Raw genomic sequence first — 15,420 nt, 5'->3', positions numbered from 1 at the left:
TCCTTCGACCTCTTTCCTGTCGCCCAATCGTGAGCGCTCTTCTGCTACGAGACCGAGCGCGGAAACAATCTTGCGACTCGCCTTCGCCCAGTTAAATGCATGGGTCATGCCAGCATCGCCGTTGCGATATCAAGTCGTTGATTTTATGGATATTTGTGTATGTTTTACGGCGCTTGAACGGGTGCCGTTTGCGCAAAGCGTTCGATTTTCGGACGGTGCTGTATTTCGGGCATAGAATTCAGACGGAGGTGACTGAGGCAATCGCGCCTCCATGGCAAAAAAGGAAAACGCCATAAGGCAAGGCGAACCCTCTGATCGGGTGAGGTACTCGTGCTCGCACGGAGACAGCATGAAAGAGACAGACACACCGATGGACTGGTTTTCCAGTCCCGATCGGGACGCCAGCGTCATGGCGGCGTGGGAGCGTTTGATTCAAGGTGACAAGCCGCACTCTGGTGCCCTGCGTGGGGTCGTTGACGATTCCTGGCAGCGCTGCCTCGATGGCCGGGTGGCGCCCGATACGGCAGGCGCCCCACTACCGCTGGAAGAAGGGGCTCTGTTCGACCTGCGCGGCAGGAACGACCGCCTGATGCATGCCAGCGTGCCGCTTATCCAGCAGACACGCGAGTTCCTTTCGCAGACGGGGACCATTCTGCTGCTCGCGGATCCGGACGGCATGATCCTCGAAATGGCCGGCGACACGCGCATCGTTGAACCCGCCGGCGAGGTCCGGTTGATACCTGGTTGTAACTGGACCGAGCTCAGTTGTGGCACCAACGCGATCGGCACCGCCCTCGCTTTGCAGCAACCGGTCCAGATCCATGGTTCGGAGCATTTCTGCGCGGGTATCAAGCAGTGGACATGCTCTGCTACGGTGATCCGCGATCCGCTCGACGGCACCGTACTCGGCGTACTCGATGTCTCGGGGCTTGCGCAAACCTGGAGCCAGCATAGCCTGGCGTTTATCGTCTCGATGGCCGGGCGTATCGAGAGCCGGCTCGGGAAGTTCGCAATGGAGCGCCGTCTGCGCCTGATGGAGCGTTGCATGGCTTACTGCTCCGGTCGTACGGACGGCGTCGTAGTGGTGGACGAGTCCGGACGTCTCGTCAGAGCCAACCCGCAGGCGTCAGCCGCCTTTGCGCGGCTTGGCGTATCAGGCGCACTGGACAACGCTTTTCCGATCCCTGACATCGCCAGGATTGCCGGTGGCTCCATGTCGCCGCAATCACCGGCGTGGTTGCGTCTCGCACGAATTGAACGCGTCACTGAAGGCGCCGACACGCTCGGCTTCATGTTGATTGCGCCGGCTGCCAGTCGGCGCGTCACTTCGTTGTCTGACGCGATGCCGGTCGCCGGGCCCACGCCTGCCGGGGCGTTCGCTCGCATTGTCGGCACGAGCCCTGCACTGCGGACGGCTATCCAGAAGGCGCAGCAGCTGGCCAAAGCCTCGGTCCCGGTGCTGCTCCTCGGCGAAACCGGCGTTGGCAAGGAGTTGTTCGCGCAAGGCATTCACCAGGCCAGCTCGAGGGCAGACGGTCCCTTCGTCGCGCTGAACTGCGGTGGCTTGTCCCGCGATTTGTTGAGCAGTGAGCTGTTTGGTTATGCCGAAGGCGCGTTTACCGGCGCACGCAGGTCAGGCATGACAGGCAAAATCGAAGCGGCGAATCACGGCACGCTGTTCCTCGACGAGATCGGCGAAATGCCGCTCGACATCCAGCCGCATCTGCTGCGCGTGTTGGAGGAGGGGGAGATCTACCGGTTGGGCGAGAATGCGCCTCGCAAGGTCAGCTTGCGCCTGATCGCCGCCACGCATCGCGACCTGCGTGCAGACGTCGCTGACGGTAAATTCCGCATGGATCTGTATTACCGGCTGGCCGTCACGAACATTTCGATACCGCCACTGCGCGAACGCAAGACGGATTTGCCCGAAATGATCGAGCACTGGCTGAGTGTCTCGCGCGAACGGTATGGCGTAAGCCATGCCGTCTTCGACGACGTGGCGTATGAATGTCTGCTGAACTACACCTGGCCCGGCAACGTTCGCGAGATGCGAAATGCGATCGAGGGCGCGGTACTCATGGCCCGCGACGGAATCATGACAGTCGCCGAGCTGCCGCCCGAAATCGGCGCTTTGGCCGTGTCTCCCGGGGGCGTTCGAGATACGGCGTCCTCTGGGCTGTCCGCACTTGCGCGCCAAAAAGTCCGGTCGCTGGAGATGGCGGAGGCAGAGTCGATTCGTTTTGCGATCCAGCAAAGTCAGGGCAACCTGACCCAGGCGGCTGCTCAGCTTGGCATAGCAAAAAGCACGCTCTATCAGAAGATCAGGAAGTACGCGCTGGCGCACGACCTTGGGATCACCCGGCGTGTCAGCCGGTAACGTTGAACCTGGTCGACTTCCCGCACGTCACGCTCGCCGTCAGACCTGCGTTCGAATTCCGCTCTCCAAACGGCCGACCGTTCAGGAACCGGTCGTTGCGTGAACCCCCCGTTCACCGCGAGCGCGCCGGTAGCTCCCCGAAAAGCCAATCCATTCAGTAGTTTGCCGGTGAGACGCCGATTCGGCACTCAGTGGCATATCCCTTGCCTTTAGTTCTTCCGAAGCGAATCGCAACAGTCGCTTCGCATCGCGCCTCCCCGTTGAGGCGATGTTCAATCAAGGAGAGCTGGAGACACTAATGGAACAGCAACTTTCACACGTCCAGGTACTGGGCATCGATGCCGGCGGCACGATGACCGATACCTTCTTCGTGCGCTCGGATGGCCGGTTCGTGGTTGGTAAAGCCCAAAGCAATCCCGCAGACGAGTCACTGGCGATCCTGGAGTCGTCCAAAGACGCGCTGACGCAGTGGGCGCGCGAAGTGGACGAGGTTTATCCGGAACTGGTGACCTGCGTCTATTCCGGAACGGCGATGCTCAATCGCGTCGTTCAGCGCAAGGGCCTGGATGTGGGACTGATCTGCAATCGAGGCTTCGAACAGATTCACTCGATGGGGCGGGCCATCCAGAGTTATCTCGGCTACGCGCTGGAAGAACGCATCCACCTCAACACCCACCGCTACGACGAACCGCTGGTCCCGCTTTCGCGCACCCGGGGCGTGACGGAACGCACCGATGTTCAGGGTGAAATCGTGATTCCCCTGCGCGAAGATGAAGTGCGCAAGGCAACACGGGAACTCGTGACCGCCGGATCGAAGGCGATTGCCATTTGTCTGCTGCAGTCGCACAAGAATGAGTCGAGTGAAAAACGCGCTCGCGATATCTGTCGTGACGAACTGAAGAAAATCGGCTCGGACATCCCGGTCTTTGCATCGGTCGACTACTACCCGTCGCGCAAGGAAAGCCATCGCACGAATACGACCATTCTCGAAGCGTACGCGGCTGAACCGTCACGGCAGACGCTGCAGAAGGTCAGCGACCGCTTCAGGAAGCACGGCGCCAGGTTTGATCTGCGGGTGATGGCCACGCACGGTGGGACGATCAGCTGGAAGGCCAAGGAACTCGCACGCACGATTGTCTCCGGTCCGATCGGCGGTGTCATCGGCTCGCGGCTGCTCGGCGAAAGACTAGGCTACGAGAACATCGCATGCAGCGATATCGGCGGCACCAGTTTCGACATGGCGCTGATCACCAAAGGCAACTTTGCGATCGCGTCCGATCCGGACATGGCCCGGCTCGTGCTGTCGCTGCCACTGGTGGCAATGGATTCGGTAGGCGCGGGTGCCGGCAGCTTTGTACGGCTCGATCCCTATAGCGGTTCCATCAAGCTCGGGCCGGACAGTGCGGGCTATCGCGTCGGCACGTGCTGGCCCGAAAGCGGGCTTGATACGGTGTCGGTGTCCGATTGCCATGTGGTGCTGGGTTATCTCAACCCCCACAACTTTCTCGGCGGCGCCATCAAGCTCGACGTCGAACGCGCACGGCAACACATCAAGGCCCAGATCGCCGATCCGCTTGGCCTCTCCGTGGAAGACGCCGCGGCGGGCGTGATCGAACTGCTCGATCTCAGTCTGCACGAGTACCTGCGCGCCAACATCAGCGCGAAGGGCTACAACCCCACAGACTTTGTGTGCTTCTCGTACGGCGGCGCAGGGCCGGTGCATACCTACGGATATACGGAAGGTCTCGGCTTCAAGGACGTGATCGTCCCGGCATGGGCAGCCGGATTTTCTGCGTTCGGTTGCGCCTGCGCCGACTTCGAGTACCGCTACGACAAGAGCGTGGATATCGCGGTCGCGCCGGATGCGCCCGACGAACAGAAAGCGGCGGCTTGCTCGGTCATCCAGGAAGCGTGGAAGGAACTGGCCGACAAGGTCGTTGAAGAGTTCGTCATCAACGGCTTCAAGCTGGAAGACATCACGCTGTTGCCCGGCTACCGGATGCAGTACATGGGACAACTGAACGATCTGGAGATCACCTCGCCGATCAGCGCAGCGACCACCCCCGCGGACTGGAAAAAGATCACCGACGCGTTCGAGGAAACCTACTCGAGGGTGTACGCGAGTTCTGCCCGCTCACCGGAACTGGGCTTCAGCGCTACCGGCGCCATCATGCGCGGCCTTGTCGCCACACAGAAGCCAGTGCTGCCGGAGGACCCGGAAGCGGGCGAAACACCTCCCAAGTCCGCGTATCTGGGCAAGCGCCCGTTCTATCGGCACAAGACGTGGGTCGAAGCCGACATCTGGCAGATGGAGTCGCTCATGGCGGGTAACCACATCGTCGGGCCGGCCATCATCGAGTCCGCCTCCACCACCTTCGTCGTGCCTGATGGATTCGAAACCACGCTCGACAAGCATCGTCTGTTCCATCTGCAAGAAGTGAAGTAAGGAGACGAAAATGAACCTCATGTCATCAAAGGAAGTGGGCCAGGCCGATCTGCTTGCCGACGGCAAGACCCTGAAAGCGTTCCGCGCCGAGATCATGGAGCGCACCAGCAAGACTGGCCATTACAACGGGCTCGCCCGGCTCGAGTTGCGCGAGAAGGATCCGATCGGCTACGAGAAGCTGTTCTCCAAGATTCGCGGCGGTCTGGTGCACGCTCGCGAAACCGCAAAGAAGATTGCTGCGTCGCCGATCGTCGAGCAGGAAGGGGAACTGTGCTTCACGCTGTATAACGCGGTCGGCGACTGCGTGCTGACCTCGACCGGCATCATCATTCACGTCGGCACGATGGGCGCCGCGATCAAGTACATGATCGAGAACAATTGGGAGGACAATCCGGGCATCAATCCGGGGGACATGTTCACCAATAACGACTGCTCGATCGGCAATGTCCATCCTTGCGACATTGCGACGATCGTGCCGATCTTCTGGGCCGGCAGGCTCATCGGCTGGGTGGGCGGCGTGACGCACGTGATCGACACTGGTGCGGTGACGCCGGGTTCCATGTCGACGGGCCAGGTCCAGCGCTTCGGCGACGGCTACCAGATCACCTGCCGCAAGACTGGCGTGAACGACCAGCCGCTGCGCGACTGGCTGCATGAAAGCCAGCGCTCGGTGCGCACGCCGAAGTACTGGATCCTGGACGAGCGCACGCGGATCGCCGGTTGCCACATGATCCGCGACATGGTGGAGGAGATCATCGCCACCGAGGGGCTGGAGGCCTACGAGAAGTTCAGCTACGAGGTCATCGAAGAGGGCCGTCGCGGCTTGCAAAGCCGCATCAAGGCGATGACGCTGCCCGGCAAGTACCGCAAGGTCGCCTTTGTCGATGTGCCCTATGCGCACGAGGATATCCAGACGCCCTCGGCCTTTGCAAAGATCGACACCATCATGCACTCGCCGGTGGAAATGACGATCCGGCCCGACGCGACATGGCGACTGGATTTCGAAGGCGCGAGCCGCTGGGGATGGCACACCTATAACGCCCACCACGTCGCCTTTACGAGCGGCATCTGGGTCATGATGACCCAGACCCTGGTGCCGACCCAGCGCATCAACGACGGCGCCTACTTCGGCACGGAGTTCCGCTTGCCCAAGGGCACATGGATGAATCCGGACGATCGCCGAACCGGGCACGCCTATGCATGGCACTTTCTGGTATCGGGGTGGAGCGCCATGTGGCGGGGGCTGGGCCAGGCGTACTTCAGCCGCGGCTATCTGGAGGAAGTCAACGCGGGCAATGCCAACACATCGAACTGGTTGCAAGGCGGGGGCATCAACCAGGACGGCGAGGTGCACGCGGTCAACAGCTTCGAGGCCTCGTCCTGCGGCACGGGCGCAGGTGCCATCAAGGACGGTCTCAATCACGCCGCGGCGATCTGGAATCCCGAAGGCGACATGGGCGACATCGAGATCTGGGAGATGGCCGAACCGTTGCTCTATCTCGGGCGCAACGTCAAAGCCAATTCCGGTGGCTATGGCAAGTACCGCGGCGGGTGTGGTTTCGAAACGCTGCGCATGGTCTGGAAGGCTCAGGACTGGACCATGTTCTTCATGGGCAATGGTTACATGAACAGCGACTGGGGGTTCATGGGCGGCTATCCGTCTGCCACCGGCTACCGGTTCGAAGCGCACAAAACGGGCCTGAAAGAGCGCATCGCACAGGGACTCTCGCTGCCGCTCGGCGGCGACACGAATCCCGACGCACCGGACTACGAGCGGCACATCGATGCGACTTCCAGGGTCAAGCGCGACAAGCAATGCATGACGACGGAGGATTGCTACGAAAACCATGACCTGTACCTCAATTACCTGCGCGGAGGTCCGGGCTTTGGTGATCCGCTCGATCGGGAAACGGAAGCCATTGCAAAGGATCTCAACCACGGGTTTCTGCTCCCGGAGTTTGCCGAGAAGGTCTATGGCGCGGTGTTGGCGCAGGACAAAACGGGGATCTGGACGGTCGATGCGCAAAAGACCCTGAAGCGCCGTGGCGAAATCCGCAAGGAGCGGCTTGCCCGCTCGTTGCCGACGCGGGAATGGATGAAGGAAGAGCGTGAACGCGTCCTCACCAAACATGCGTCGCGCCCGGTGCGTCACATGTTCGCGACCAGCTTCGGGTTGTCGCAGAAATTCCTCAACGACTTCCGGAAGTTCTGGGATCTGCCTGCCGACTGGAACATGACCGAGGCGGAACTGGACGTGCCGTCCTACGGCTCGAAGTACAGGATGGATCTTTCGTTGCTGCCCGACGTGACCACCGTGGTTCAGGTCGAAGAGTAATCCGTCCCGATATCGATATCGAAGCGAATCAAGGAGTAGCGAAATGTCTGCTTACACGAAAGAACAGGTCGGCAATCTGGTCGATGGACGACTCGACTGGGATACGACCGTACGCATGTTGTCCATGCCGAAGGATCATGAGCGCTTTAGCCAGTATCTCGAAGTGTTGCAGGGGAAAGTCTCGTGGCCCGACAGGATAGTCTTGCCGCTTGGACCGCACCTGCATATCGTGCAGGCCGCGAAAAGCAAACACTGGCTGGTCAAATGCGACTGCGGCCATGAGTTCTGCGACTACCGCGAAAACTGGAAACTGTATGCCAACGTCTATGTGCGCGACACGGAGGAGGCCATGCTCGAGGTCTATCCGAAGCTCATGGCGCCCGACACCCAGTGGCAGGTCTACCGCGAGTATTACTGTCCGAGTTGCGGAACCATGCACGACGTCGAAGCACCGACGCCGTGGTATCCGGTGATTCACGATTTCGAGCCGGACATCGAGGCGTTCTACAAGGACTGGCTGCAGTTGCCGGTTCCCGAGCGCGCTGACTAGCGCCTGGTCCAGGGCGCAGTTGTCTCGCGCCCGGTTCTCCCCCGCGGGCGGCGCCAATCCATCGATTGACGCCGCCGCAGTGCCGCTCGCTGTGCGGCTTTATCACAGCCCTGCAGGTCGTTTGATGCGCCGCAACGAGCGGGCTGTCCGCGCGGGCGAGCCGTTCATCCGGACCGTTCGAGAATCGAACGCAGCCCGTGCGGCCACCGTCCGGAAATCAAACGTTCGGTGGTGCGCTGAGCTTCCTCTTCCGGCGTTCTCGCGGTGGCATCGATCTTGCCCCTCCTCTTGCACGAGCCGGCTGCATCCGCCATGTTGCGGTGCGGTATAAGACGGCATGAAGAAGGAGACAGGTAATGGATATGCCGGATGCCACGCAGATGTTCTCGAACCCTGGCGACGAAGCGTTCGTCATGGCTGCCTGGGAACGGTTCCTGAGCGGAGGAGAAGCACCGCACAGTGTCGTGCGGCACCTCGTTGACACATCGTGGCAGCGCTGCCTCGACTGGCAGGTGGATCCCACGCTGGGCCACGCGCCACCGCCGCTGGATGAGCATCTTCTGTATTCGTTGCAACGCAATCACCGCGATCTGATCGAGGCGAGTGCTCCGGTGATGGCGCATGCACGCGACTTTCTTGCGCAAACCGAAACGGTCATGGCGCTTGCCGAGCCGGCCGGCACCATCCTGAATCTCGAGGGGGACCCCGCTGCCATTTCTTCCGCGCATGGGATTCAGCTCCTGCCCGGCGCGTCCTGGAACGAGATGATCTGTGGCACCAATGCGATCGGCACCGCGATCGAGGTCGGCCAGCCCGTGCAGATCCATTCTGCCGAACACTTCTGCGCCGGCATCAAGCGCTGGACCTGCTCGGCCAATGCGATCCGCGACCCGCGCGACGGTACGATCATCGGCGTCATCGACGTGTCCGGCCTGTCCGAATCCTACAATCGTCACAGCCTGGCGCTGGTCGTCACGGCAGCCAGCCGGATCGAGAGCCGTCTTGCTGCGCGGACGATGGAGCTTCGCTATCGGCTGCTGGATCGCTGCATGACGCGCCTCGCGATGCTTGCGTCCGACGGCGCCGTGGTGTTCGACCATGGCGGCTATCCGATCAAGGTCAATGAGCAGGCCGAAGCCGCGATCGCGGCAGCCGGCGGCGATCTTTCGCTCGCACGGCCTCGCCGGATCCTGGCGCTTGCCACCGATTCTGCGCTCACCAGTACGACACCTATGGATCTCCCCCAGTGGATCCAGCCTGACTGGATCGAGCCGGTGATCGACGACGGCAGGCGCATCGGCAGCCTGCTGATCGTGCCGTTCGCGCAGCGTCACAGCTCTGCGCGCAGGGTCAGCAGTGCATCCGGTTGCGACGCCGAGGGTGGATCGACAGCCGGCTTCGAACGCATCCAGGGCGAAGCGCCGGCATTGCTCGATGCCGTGGACAAGGCCCGGCAGATCGCGCGTTCACGTGCGCCAGTTGTGTTGCTCGGCGAGACTGGCGTGGGTAAGGAATTGTTTGCCAAGGGAATCCACCACGCGAGCCAGGCGAAGGAGGGGCCGTTTATTGCGCTCAACTGCGGCGGCCTGTCACGCGAACTGCTCGCCAGCGAACTATTCGGCTATGGTGATGGCGCCTTTACCGGTGCACGCCGAGGAGGCGCGCTTGGCAAGATCGAAGCAGCCAATGGCGGGACCCTGTTTCTCGACGAAATCGGCGAAATGCCGGTAGATCTGCAGCCGCATTTCCTGCGCGTGCTGGAACAGGGGGAGATCTATCGGCTCGGCGAAAACGTCCCGAGGAAGGTGACCTTTCGTCTCGTCGCGGCGACCAATCGCGACTTGAGAAAGGAGGTCTCAGAAGGGCGCTTTCGAATGGACTTCTTCTATCGCGTCGCGGTGACCAGTATCCGTATCCCGCCGCTGCGCGACCGGCCGGGGGACATTCGCCGCCTCACGGAATATCTGCTCCGGAAGTTTGCGACGGAGCTAGGCAGGGCAAGCCCGGCGGTGGACGACGAAGTGGTTGCGGCGCTCTGCGCGTATTCATGGCCGGGGAACGTCCGGGAGCTTCATAACGTGGTGGAAAGTATGCTTCTTACGGCAGGCTCAGCGGTCCTTACGCTCGCTGATCTGCCAGCGGAGTTGCGCGCGGGTGACGAGCCGATTCCCGCCGGATGCGATGAGCCTTTTTCCCGCGACGGCCGGGGCATGATGGAAGCGTCGGAGCAGGGAGCGATTCGCAGCGCGATCGCCATCTCTCGCGGGAACCTGACTTCGGCGGCAAGGCACCTGGGTATTGCGAAGAGCACGCTGTACCAGAAGCTCAGGAAATATGGCCTGGATCGAACGCTGGTTGAAATCCGGGACCAGGGCCGTTAGGAGGTCCGTCCACTCAACCTGGCTGTGAGGTCATGTGCTTCTGCTTCTTGACCTCGTCAGCCACTGACAAACCAAGCAGAAGCTGACAGAAAATAATCCAGAAGTTGGACGCCAAATCTGGCGTGCGGTGCTGTGGATTGGGGTAGCGCGACCTGCTAGCGGAATTGAGCAGCCTCGACAACAGGTGTCGACCCCAGTCCATCCCATTGATCCCTTTCGTCCCACCTGCTTGAAAGCGCCCCTGCGAGGGTAGTTACCCACTTGCTCCCAAAAGAAATGTATGCAATATTGGATCCTAACTGGACGAACACGAGGAGTTGGAGGGTGTGCGCATGAATCCCCTGCAGGCAGGACGCGACGCTGTCGCCGATTTCGCGCTGTACTACGAGATCGTTAACTGGATGAACCTTGAAGCTGAACTTTTCGATGGTCTGCGTGAGCGAGACTGGATCGATCACATGGTCAGTCGGGATATCGTCTACCAGGTGCCGATCCGCAATACAGTGTCTCGTGCGCATGGCAGCGGCTTCGTCAAGGGCAGCTTCCATCTCAACGAGAACTACGGTTCGCTGTTGGCGCGCGTCGCGCGCAATGAGACCGGCTATGCCTGGGCGGAGGACCCGCCGTCGCGTATCCGCCATTTCGTGTCGAATGTGCGTGTGAGCGCGCCTCGAGAAGACGGCGTGGTCGCAGCGCGTACGTCCCTGCTTATTTACCGTACCCGACAGGAGCAGACGGTGGCTCATTTGTTCTCGGGCGAGCGCCACGATTTGCTCGAACCTCAGGATGGCAGCTGGAAACTGAAGCAACGCGTCGTCTATCTCGATGCGACCGCGATTCCCTCGCATAACCTGGCGATGTTCTTCTGACGGTTGGAGCGCGAACCATGAGTAACGAATACAAAAAAATCAGCTGGAAGACGAATCCGGATCAACTGCTCGACGACCTCGATGCGGGTGTCGCGCACGGGCGTATCCCGGCTGCGCTGTTTGGCAACGAGGGGCTACATAAGATGGAGCTCGACCGCGTTTTTGCGCGCTGTTGGGTATTCCTTGCCCATGAGTCCGAGATCGCCTCGAATGGCGATTACGTGCTGCGCAAGATCGGCGAGGACGATTTCATTGTCATACGCGACGAAGACGGCGAGATCAACGTATTGCTCGACGCGTGCCGTCATCGAGGCGTACAGGTGTGTCGCGCCGATGCGGGCAATACCTCACATTTCCGCTGTCCGTATCACGGTTGGACTTACGACTCGAAGGGGCGCCTCGTCGGCGCGCCGATGTGGAAGCAGGCATTCAGCGGCGTAGACAAGTCGTGTAACGGTCTTGCCCGCGCGGCGCAGGTCGAAAGCTACCACGGCTTCATCTTCGCAACACTGGACGAGAATGCGCCGCCGCTGCGTGAGTATCTCGGCGGCATGGCGTGGTACCTGGATCTCGTGTTCGGCCTGAACGAGCACGGGCTTGAGATGCTTGCCGCGCCGCAGCGCTTCGTGTTCGATGCTGACTGGAAGACCGGCTCTGAAAACTTCTCGGGGGATGACTACCATCTCGGTACTCTACACCGCTCGGTGTGGGAGATCGGTGCATTTCCGCTTTCGTTCGCGGAGAACATGAAGGGGTATCATCCAGGCCGCGCCGGGCCATTCCCTGTCGTTTTCGATGGCGGCCAAGGGCGACGAGTCCGGCCCAAACTTCTTTGGCTATCCGGAGGAGTTCGCCAGGACGTTCAACACTAGCCGCATTTCCGAGGAGCAGCTTGAGGTTGCCCGCCGTTCGCGCGTGTTTATCGCGAACGTGTTCCCGAATTTTGCAATCCTTGCTTTGCCGATGACGGAAGATGGTGCGAAGCATGCCCCTACCGGCATCATCACAATTCGCACATGGCAACCGAAGGGCCCGGGCAAGGTCGAGGTGTGGAACTGGTTCGCGACCTACCGCAACATGACGCCTGAACAGAAGGAGCGCGTCTACAAATCTGGTCTCGGCACATTCTCGATGGGCGGGGCGTTCGAGATGGACGACACAGAACCGATGGCCTCCATCTGTCGCAACGGTCAATCTTCTGCGGTGGATCGGCTCGGCTTCACGCTCAACTACCAGATGGGGCTGCCAGGCGTGGGGATTGCAAAACGCGTGCCGGAGGGAGAATGGCCCGGCCCCGGGGTTGTATACGACAGCCGCTTCGAGGAAGGTGTGATGCGCAATATGTACCGTTTCTACGCGGATCTGATGCGCACGCCGGAAGGCGAATGGCCCTCGACCGAGCTCGATGCCGACCGCCAGACTTCGCCGGTGCCGGCAGGCTCCGTGCGGGAAGATCAGTCATGAGCACGCGTTCGCAGGCGGATGTATTGGCGCTGTATGCCGAGCGGGGGCTTGGTGGTGCGCTGGAAGCCGGGGGGCGGCCCGCTGTGATCGTTGTAGATCTGATCTACGGCTTCACTGATCCGACATTTCCGGCCGGCGGCAATCTCGATCAGGTCGTCGATTCGACGCTGACACTGTTGGATCGGGCGCGGGAAGCTGGTGTGCCGGTGATTTACACGACCATTGCGTGGACCAAGCCCATGCAGGCCAACAGCGTCTGGCTGCGCAAGATGCCAGCAATGCTCGGGCTGATCGAAGGGTCGCGCTGGGTCGAAGTGGATGCCCGTCTCAAGTCGACCGAAGACGAGGTCGTGATCACCAAGCGTGGCGCGTCAGCGTTCAGTGGAACCGATCTGGCGAACCAGCTGACTGCACTCGGTATCGACACACTGATCGTTTGTGGCGCAACGACATCTGGCTGCGTGCGCGCCACGGTGGTGGACGGGTGCATGCTCGGCTATACGTGCCTGGTGCCACGCGAATGCGTGGGCGATCGCGCAGTGGAGCCACACGAGGCGAACCTGTTCGATATCCAGGCAAAGTACGGCGACGTCATCGACCTGGATGGAGCGCTCAAGGTAGTAAGCGCGGCACGGGGAGCGGCATGAACGCGATCCCGCATGCCACCGCGCATTCAGGCATCGAGCCACGTCTGGTTGTGCCTGAAGCTCGTGACGGCACACTTGGTCTGGTGGCGGAGCGAGCGCTTGGCACTTATGCCCGCACGGCTCTTGATCCGCTTGCTGAGATCGAGGCGGCAGTGCTACGTGGGCGTGGCGGCGCAGGCTTTCCCGCACATATCAAATGGCGCTCGGTAGCCGAGCGGGCCGGAGCGAAAGTTGTCGTGGCGAATGGCGAGGAGGGCGAGCCAGCTTCGTTCAAGGATCGCTGGCTGCTCACACACCGGCCACACCTTGTGCTCGACGGGCTGCTGCTTGCCGCCGAGGTGGTCGGCGCTGGCCGAGTCGTCGTTTACCTCTCGCATCCGGAAACTGCGGAGACGGTTGGCCGCGCGATCGACGAGTTGCGCGCCGCCGCACTGTTCGCGGAATTGCCGGTTATCGACATTCATTGCGTCTCACCGACTTACGTCGCGGGCGAAGAAACTGCGGCATGTCAGGCGATCAGTGGCGGGCCGGCTCTGCCGAAGGCGAAGCCGCCACGGCCATTCGAAAGCGGCGTCGACGGCCTGCCGACCCTGGTTCAGAACATCGAAACATTGGCCCATGCCGCTTGGATCAGCCGTCATGGTGCAGCCGAATATCGTCGCTATGGTACTGAGACTTCACCGGGCACGACGCTTGTCACGCTCGCGGGCGCATGCCGTCGTCCGGGCGTTTATGAGATTCCGTTCGGCATGCGTGTGAGCGAGTTGTTCGAGCAGCTCGGCGGCGGACTCAGTTCGCCACTGCAGGCGTTCGCGATGGGCGGCTGGTTTGCAGGCCTGCTAAGCCCGGAGCATGCCGGACTCGTGTGCTGCTTCGAGGCCTGCAAGGAGGCCGGCAGCGGTTGGGGCTGCGGTGCGATCACCGCGCTCGGCGCAGAGGACAGCCCTATCGGTTTTGCGGCGGAGGTCGCGCAGTGGTATGGCCGCGAGACCGCGGGCCAGTGCGGCGTCTGCGTCAAAGGTACGGCTGCGATTGCCCAGACCATCGTTTCGCTTCGTGATGGGCGTGGCACGCCCGCCGACGTGAGCAATCTGCAGCGCTGGGGCACGACCTTCCCGGGGCGTGGCGCCTGCGCTTTCCTTGACGGCGCCGCAACACTGAGTCGTTCGCTCGTCGGTCACTTTGCCCATGAACTTCCCCGAATCCCACCGGCGCCCTCGTACGAAGCGAGCTCCACGCCGGATCACTCAGAAAGGACTCAAGCATGAAAGTCTTCCTCGATGCTACTAAATGCGCGGGCTATGGCACCTGCGCCGAGATCTGTCCGAGCCGTTTCCAGCTCGACGAATTCGGTTACGCGTCCGTGATCGGAAATGGCGAGGTGGCAGAAGGCGAGCAGGAAAAAGTGCTCGAAGCCGCCCGCCGCTGCCCGGAAAAGGCGATCACGACCGCGTGAACGCGGCGGCCTTACAGGCTGGAAACCGATGAACGTACCCGCCGACGGCGCACGTCGGCACAAGCTGTGCAGCCGACGATTTGGCGCACAGGGAAGGAGGATGAATGGATCTTCAACTGCAGGGAAAGGTTGCCCTTGTGACGGCTGCGAGCCAGGGCATCGGTCGCGCGGTCGGTCTGCGGCTCGCGGCCGAGGGCGCGATCGTCGTGATGGCGTCGCGTAGCGGGGGCTGCGACACCCAGGGCGAATCGTTTCCGGGCAAGGTGGTACCGTGGCAAGCCGATCTCGCCGATGCTGGCGCGACCGGCTCGCTCGTGGCGCGCGTAGTGGCCGAATTCGGCCGTCTCGACATCGCCGTCCTCAACACCCCTGGGCCGGCAATCAAGCCGTTCCTTGATACCACCGATGCCGACTGGGCCGCGGCCCATGAGATGCTCGTTCGTCCGATGACTCAGCTCGCACTCACCGCGAGCCGGCAGATGGTCGGCCAAGGTAACGGCAACATCGTGTTCCTGACCTCTACCTGGGTCAAGCAGCCAGCCGAAGGCGGTGCGTTGTCGGCGTCGATGCGCTCTGCGGTCTCGGCGCTGTCCAAGCAGATGGCACTCGAACTGGCGCCGAAGGGTGTACGCGTCAACCAGGTTCAACCCGGCGCGACCGCCACCGCCCGGATGCAGAACATCGTGAAGATGAAGGCACAGAAGAACGGCAGCAGTGAGGGGGAAGAGATCGACCAGATTGTCAAGCTGATCCCGATGGGTCGTTGGGGCGAGCCGGAAGAGATCGCAGACACCGTTGCCTTCATCGTTTCGCCACGCGCGGGTTTCATCACCGGGGCGACGCTGCAAATCGACGGTGGTGCGACTCGCACGACCATTTGACCCACCTCGACTGA

The 15,420-nt window shown here is 61.6% G+C and carries 12 protein-coding genes; all 12 read left to right on the top strand.

Going from position 1 to position 15,420, the window contains the following annotated elements:
- The first annotated feature begins 349 nt into the window (after window positions 1-349).
- Window positions 350-2,377 carry a sigma-54-dependent Fis family transcriptional regulator gene (locus P3T23_RS01210; RefSeq protein ID WP_429314367.1) on the top strand — a complete coding sequence of 676 codons (2,028 nt, stop codon included), beginning with the start codon at window positions 350-352 and terminating at the stop codon, window positions 2,375-2,377.
- Window positions 2,378-2,675: 298 nt separating this feature from the next.
- Complete coding sequence (locus tag P3T23_RS01205; RefSeq protein ID WP_429314366.1) at window positions 2,676-4,823, top strand: hydantoinase/oxoprolinase family protein; 2,148 nt, start codon at window positions 2,676-2,678, stop codon at window positions 4,821-4,823.
- A 10-nt stretch (window positions 4,824-4,833) separates the two neighbouring features.
- Entirely contained in the window at window positions 4,834-7,158 is a 2,325-nt protein-coding gene (locus P3T23_RS01200; RefSeq protein ID WP_429314365.1) for a hydantoinase B/oxoprolinase family protein, read from the top strand.
- A gap of 43 nt (window positions 7,159-7,201) precedes the next feature.
- Entirely contained in the window at window positions 7,202-7,708 is a 507-nt protein-coding gene (locus P3T23_RS01195; RefSeq protein WP_429314364.1) for an acetone carboxylase subunit gamma, read from the top strand.
- Between the two features lie 356 nt (window positions 7,709-8,064).
- Entirely contained in the window at window positions 8,065-10,089 is a 2,025-nt protein-coding gene (locus P3T23_RS01190) for a sigma-54-dependent Fis family transcriptional regulator (RefSeq protein WP_429314363.1), read from the top strand.
- A gap of 332 nt (window positions 10,090-10,421) precedes the next feature.
- Window positions 10,422-10,958, top strand: coding sequence for an aromatic-ring-hydroxylating dioxygenase subunit beta (locus P3T23_RS01185; protein ID WP_429314362.1), 537 nt, complete (start codon window positions 10,422-10,424; stop codon window positions 10,956-10,958).
- A 17-nt stretch (window positions 10,959-10,975) separates the two neighbouring features.
- Window positions 10,976-11,830, top strand: a complete 855-nt coding sequence (locus tag P3T23_RS01180; protein WP_429314361.1) for an aromatic ring-hydroxylating oxygenase subunit alpha — start codon at window positions 10,976-10,978, stop codon at window positions 11,828-11,830.
- The gene (locus P3T23_RS01175; protein ID WP_429314360.1) at window positions 11,754-12,422 is read left to right on the top strand and encodes a hypothetical protein; all 669 of its coding nucleotides are present in this window, start codon (window positions 11,754-11,756) and stop codon (window positions 12,420-12,422) included. Before P3T23_RS01180 ends, P3T23_RS01175 begins: the two co-directional genes overlap by 77 nt.
- A complete protein-coding gene (locus P3T23_RS01170) occupies window positions 12,419-13,069 on the top strand; it encodes an isochorismatase family protein (RefSeq protein ID WP_429314359.1) in 651 nt (216 codons plus the stop codon). The genes P3T23_RS01175 and P3T23_RS01170 overlap by 4 nt, the downstream gene beginning before the upstream one ends.
- Window positions 13,066-14,337, top strand: coding sequence for an NADH-ubiquinone oxidoreductase-F iron-sulfur binding region domain-containing protein (locus P3T23_RS01165; RefSeq protein WP_429314358.1), 1,272 nt, complete (start codon window positions 13,066-13,068; stop codon window positions 14,335-14,337). Before P3T23_RS01170 ends, P3T23_RS01165 begins: the two co-directional genes overlap by 4 nt.
- Window positions 14,334-14,525 carry a ferredoxin gene (locus P3T23_RS01160; RefSeq protein ID WP_429314357.1) on the top strand — a complete coding sequence of 64 codons (192 nt, stop codon included), beginning with the start codon at window positions 14,334-14,336 and terminating at the stop codon, window positions 14,523-14,525. Before P3T23_RS01165 ends, P3T23_RS01160 begins: the two co-directional genes overlap by 4 nt.
- Window positions 14,526-14,629: 104 nt before the next feature.
- On the top strand, window positions 14,630-15,406 hold the full coding sequence (locus P3T23_RS01155) for an SDR family oxidoreductase (protein WP_429314356.1): 777 nt from the start codon (window positions 14,630-14,632) through the stop codon (window positions 15,404-15,406).
- Window positions 15,407-15,420: the final 14 nt, after the last annotated feature.

The organism is Paraburkholderia sp. GAS448 (assembly GCF_050435685.1).
GTDB lineage: Bacteria > Pseudomonadota > Gammaproteobacteria > Burkholderiales > Burkholderiaceae > Paraburkholderia.
This window is presented reverse-complemented; position numbering and strand designations above follow the sequence as displayed.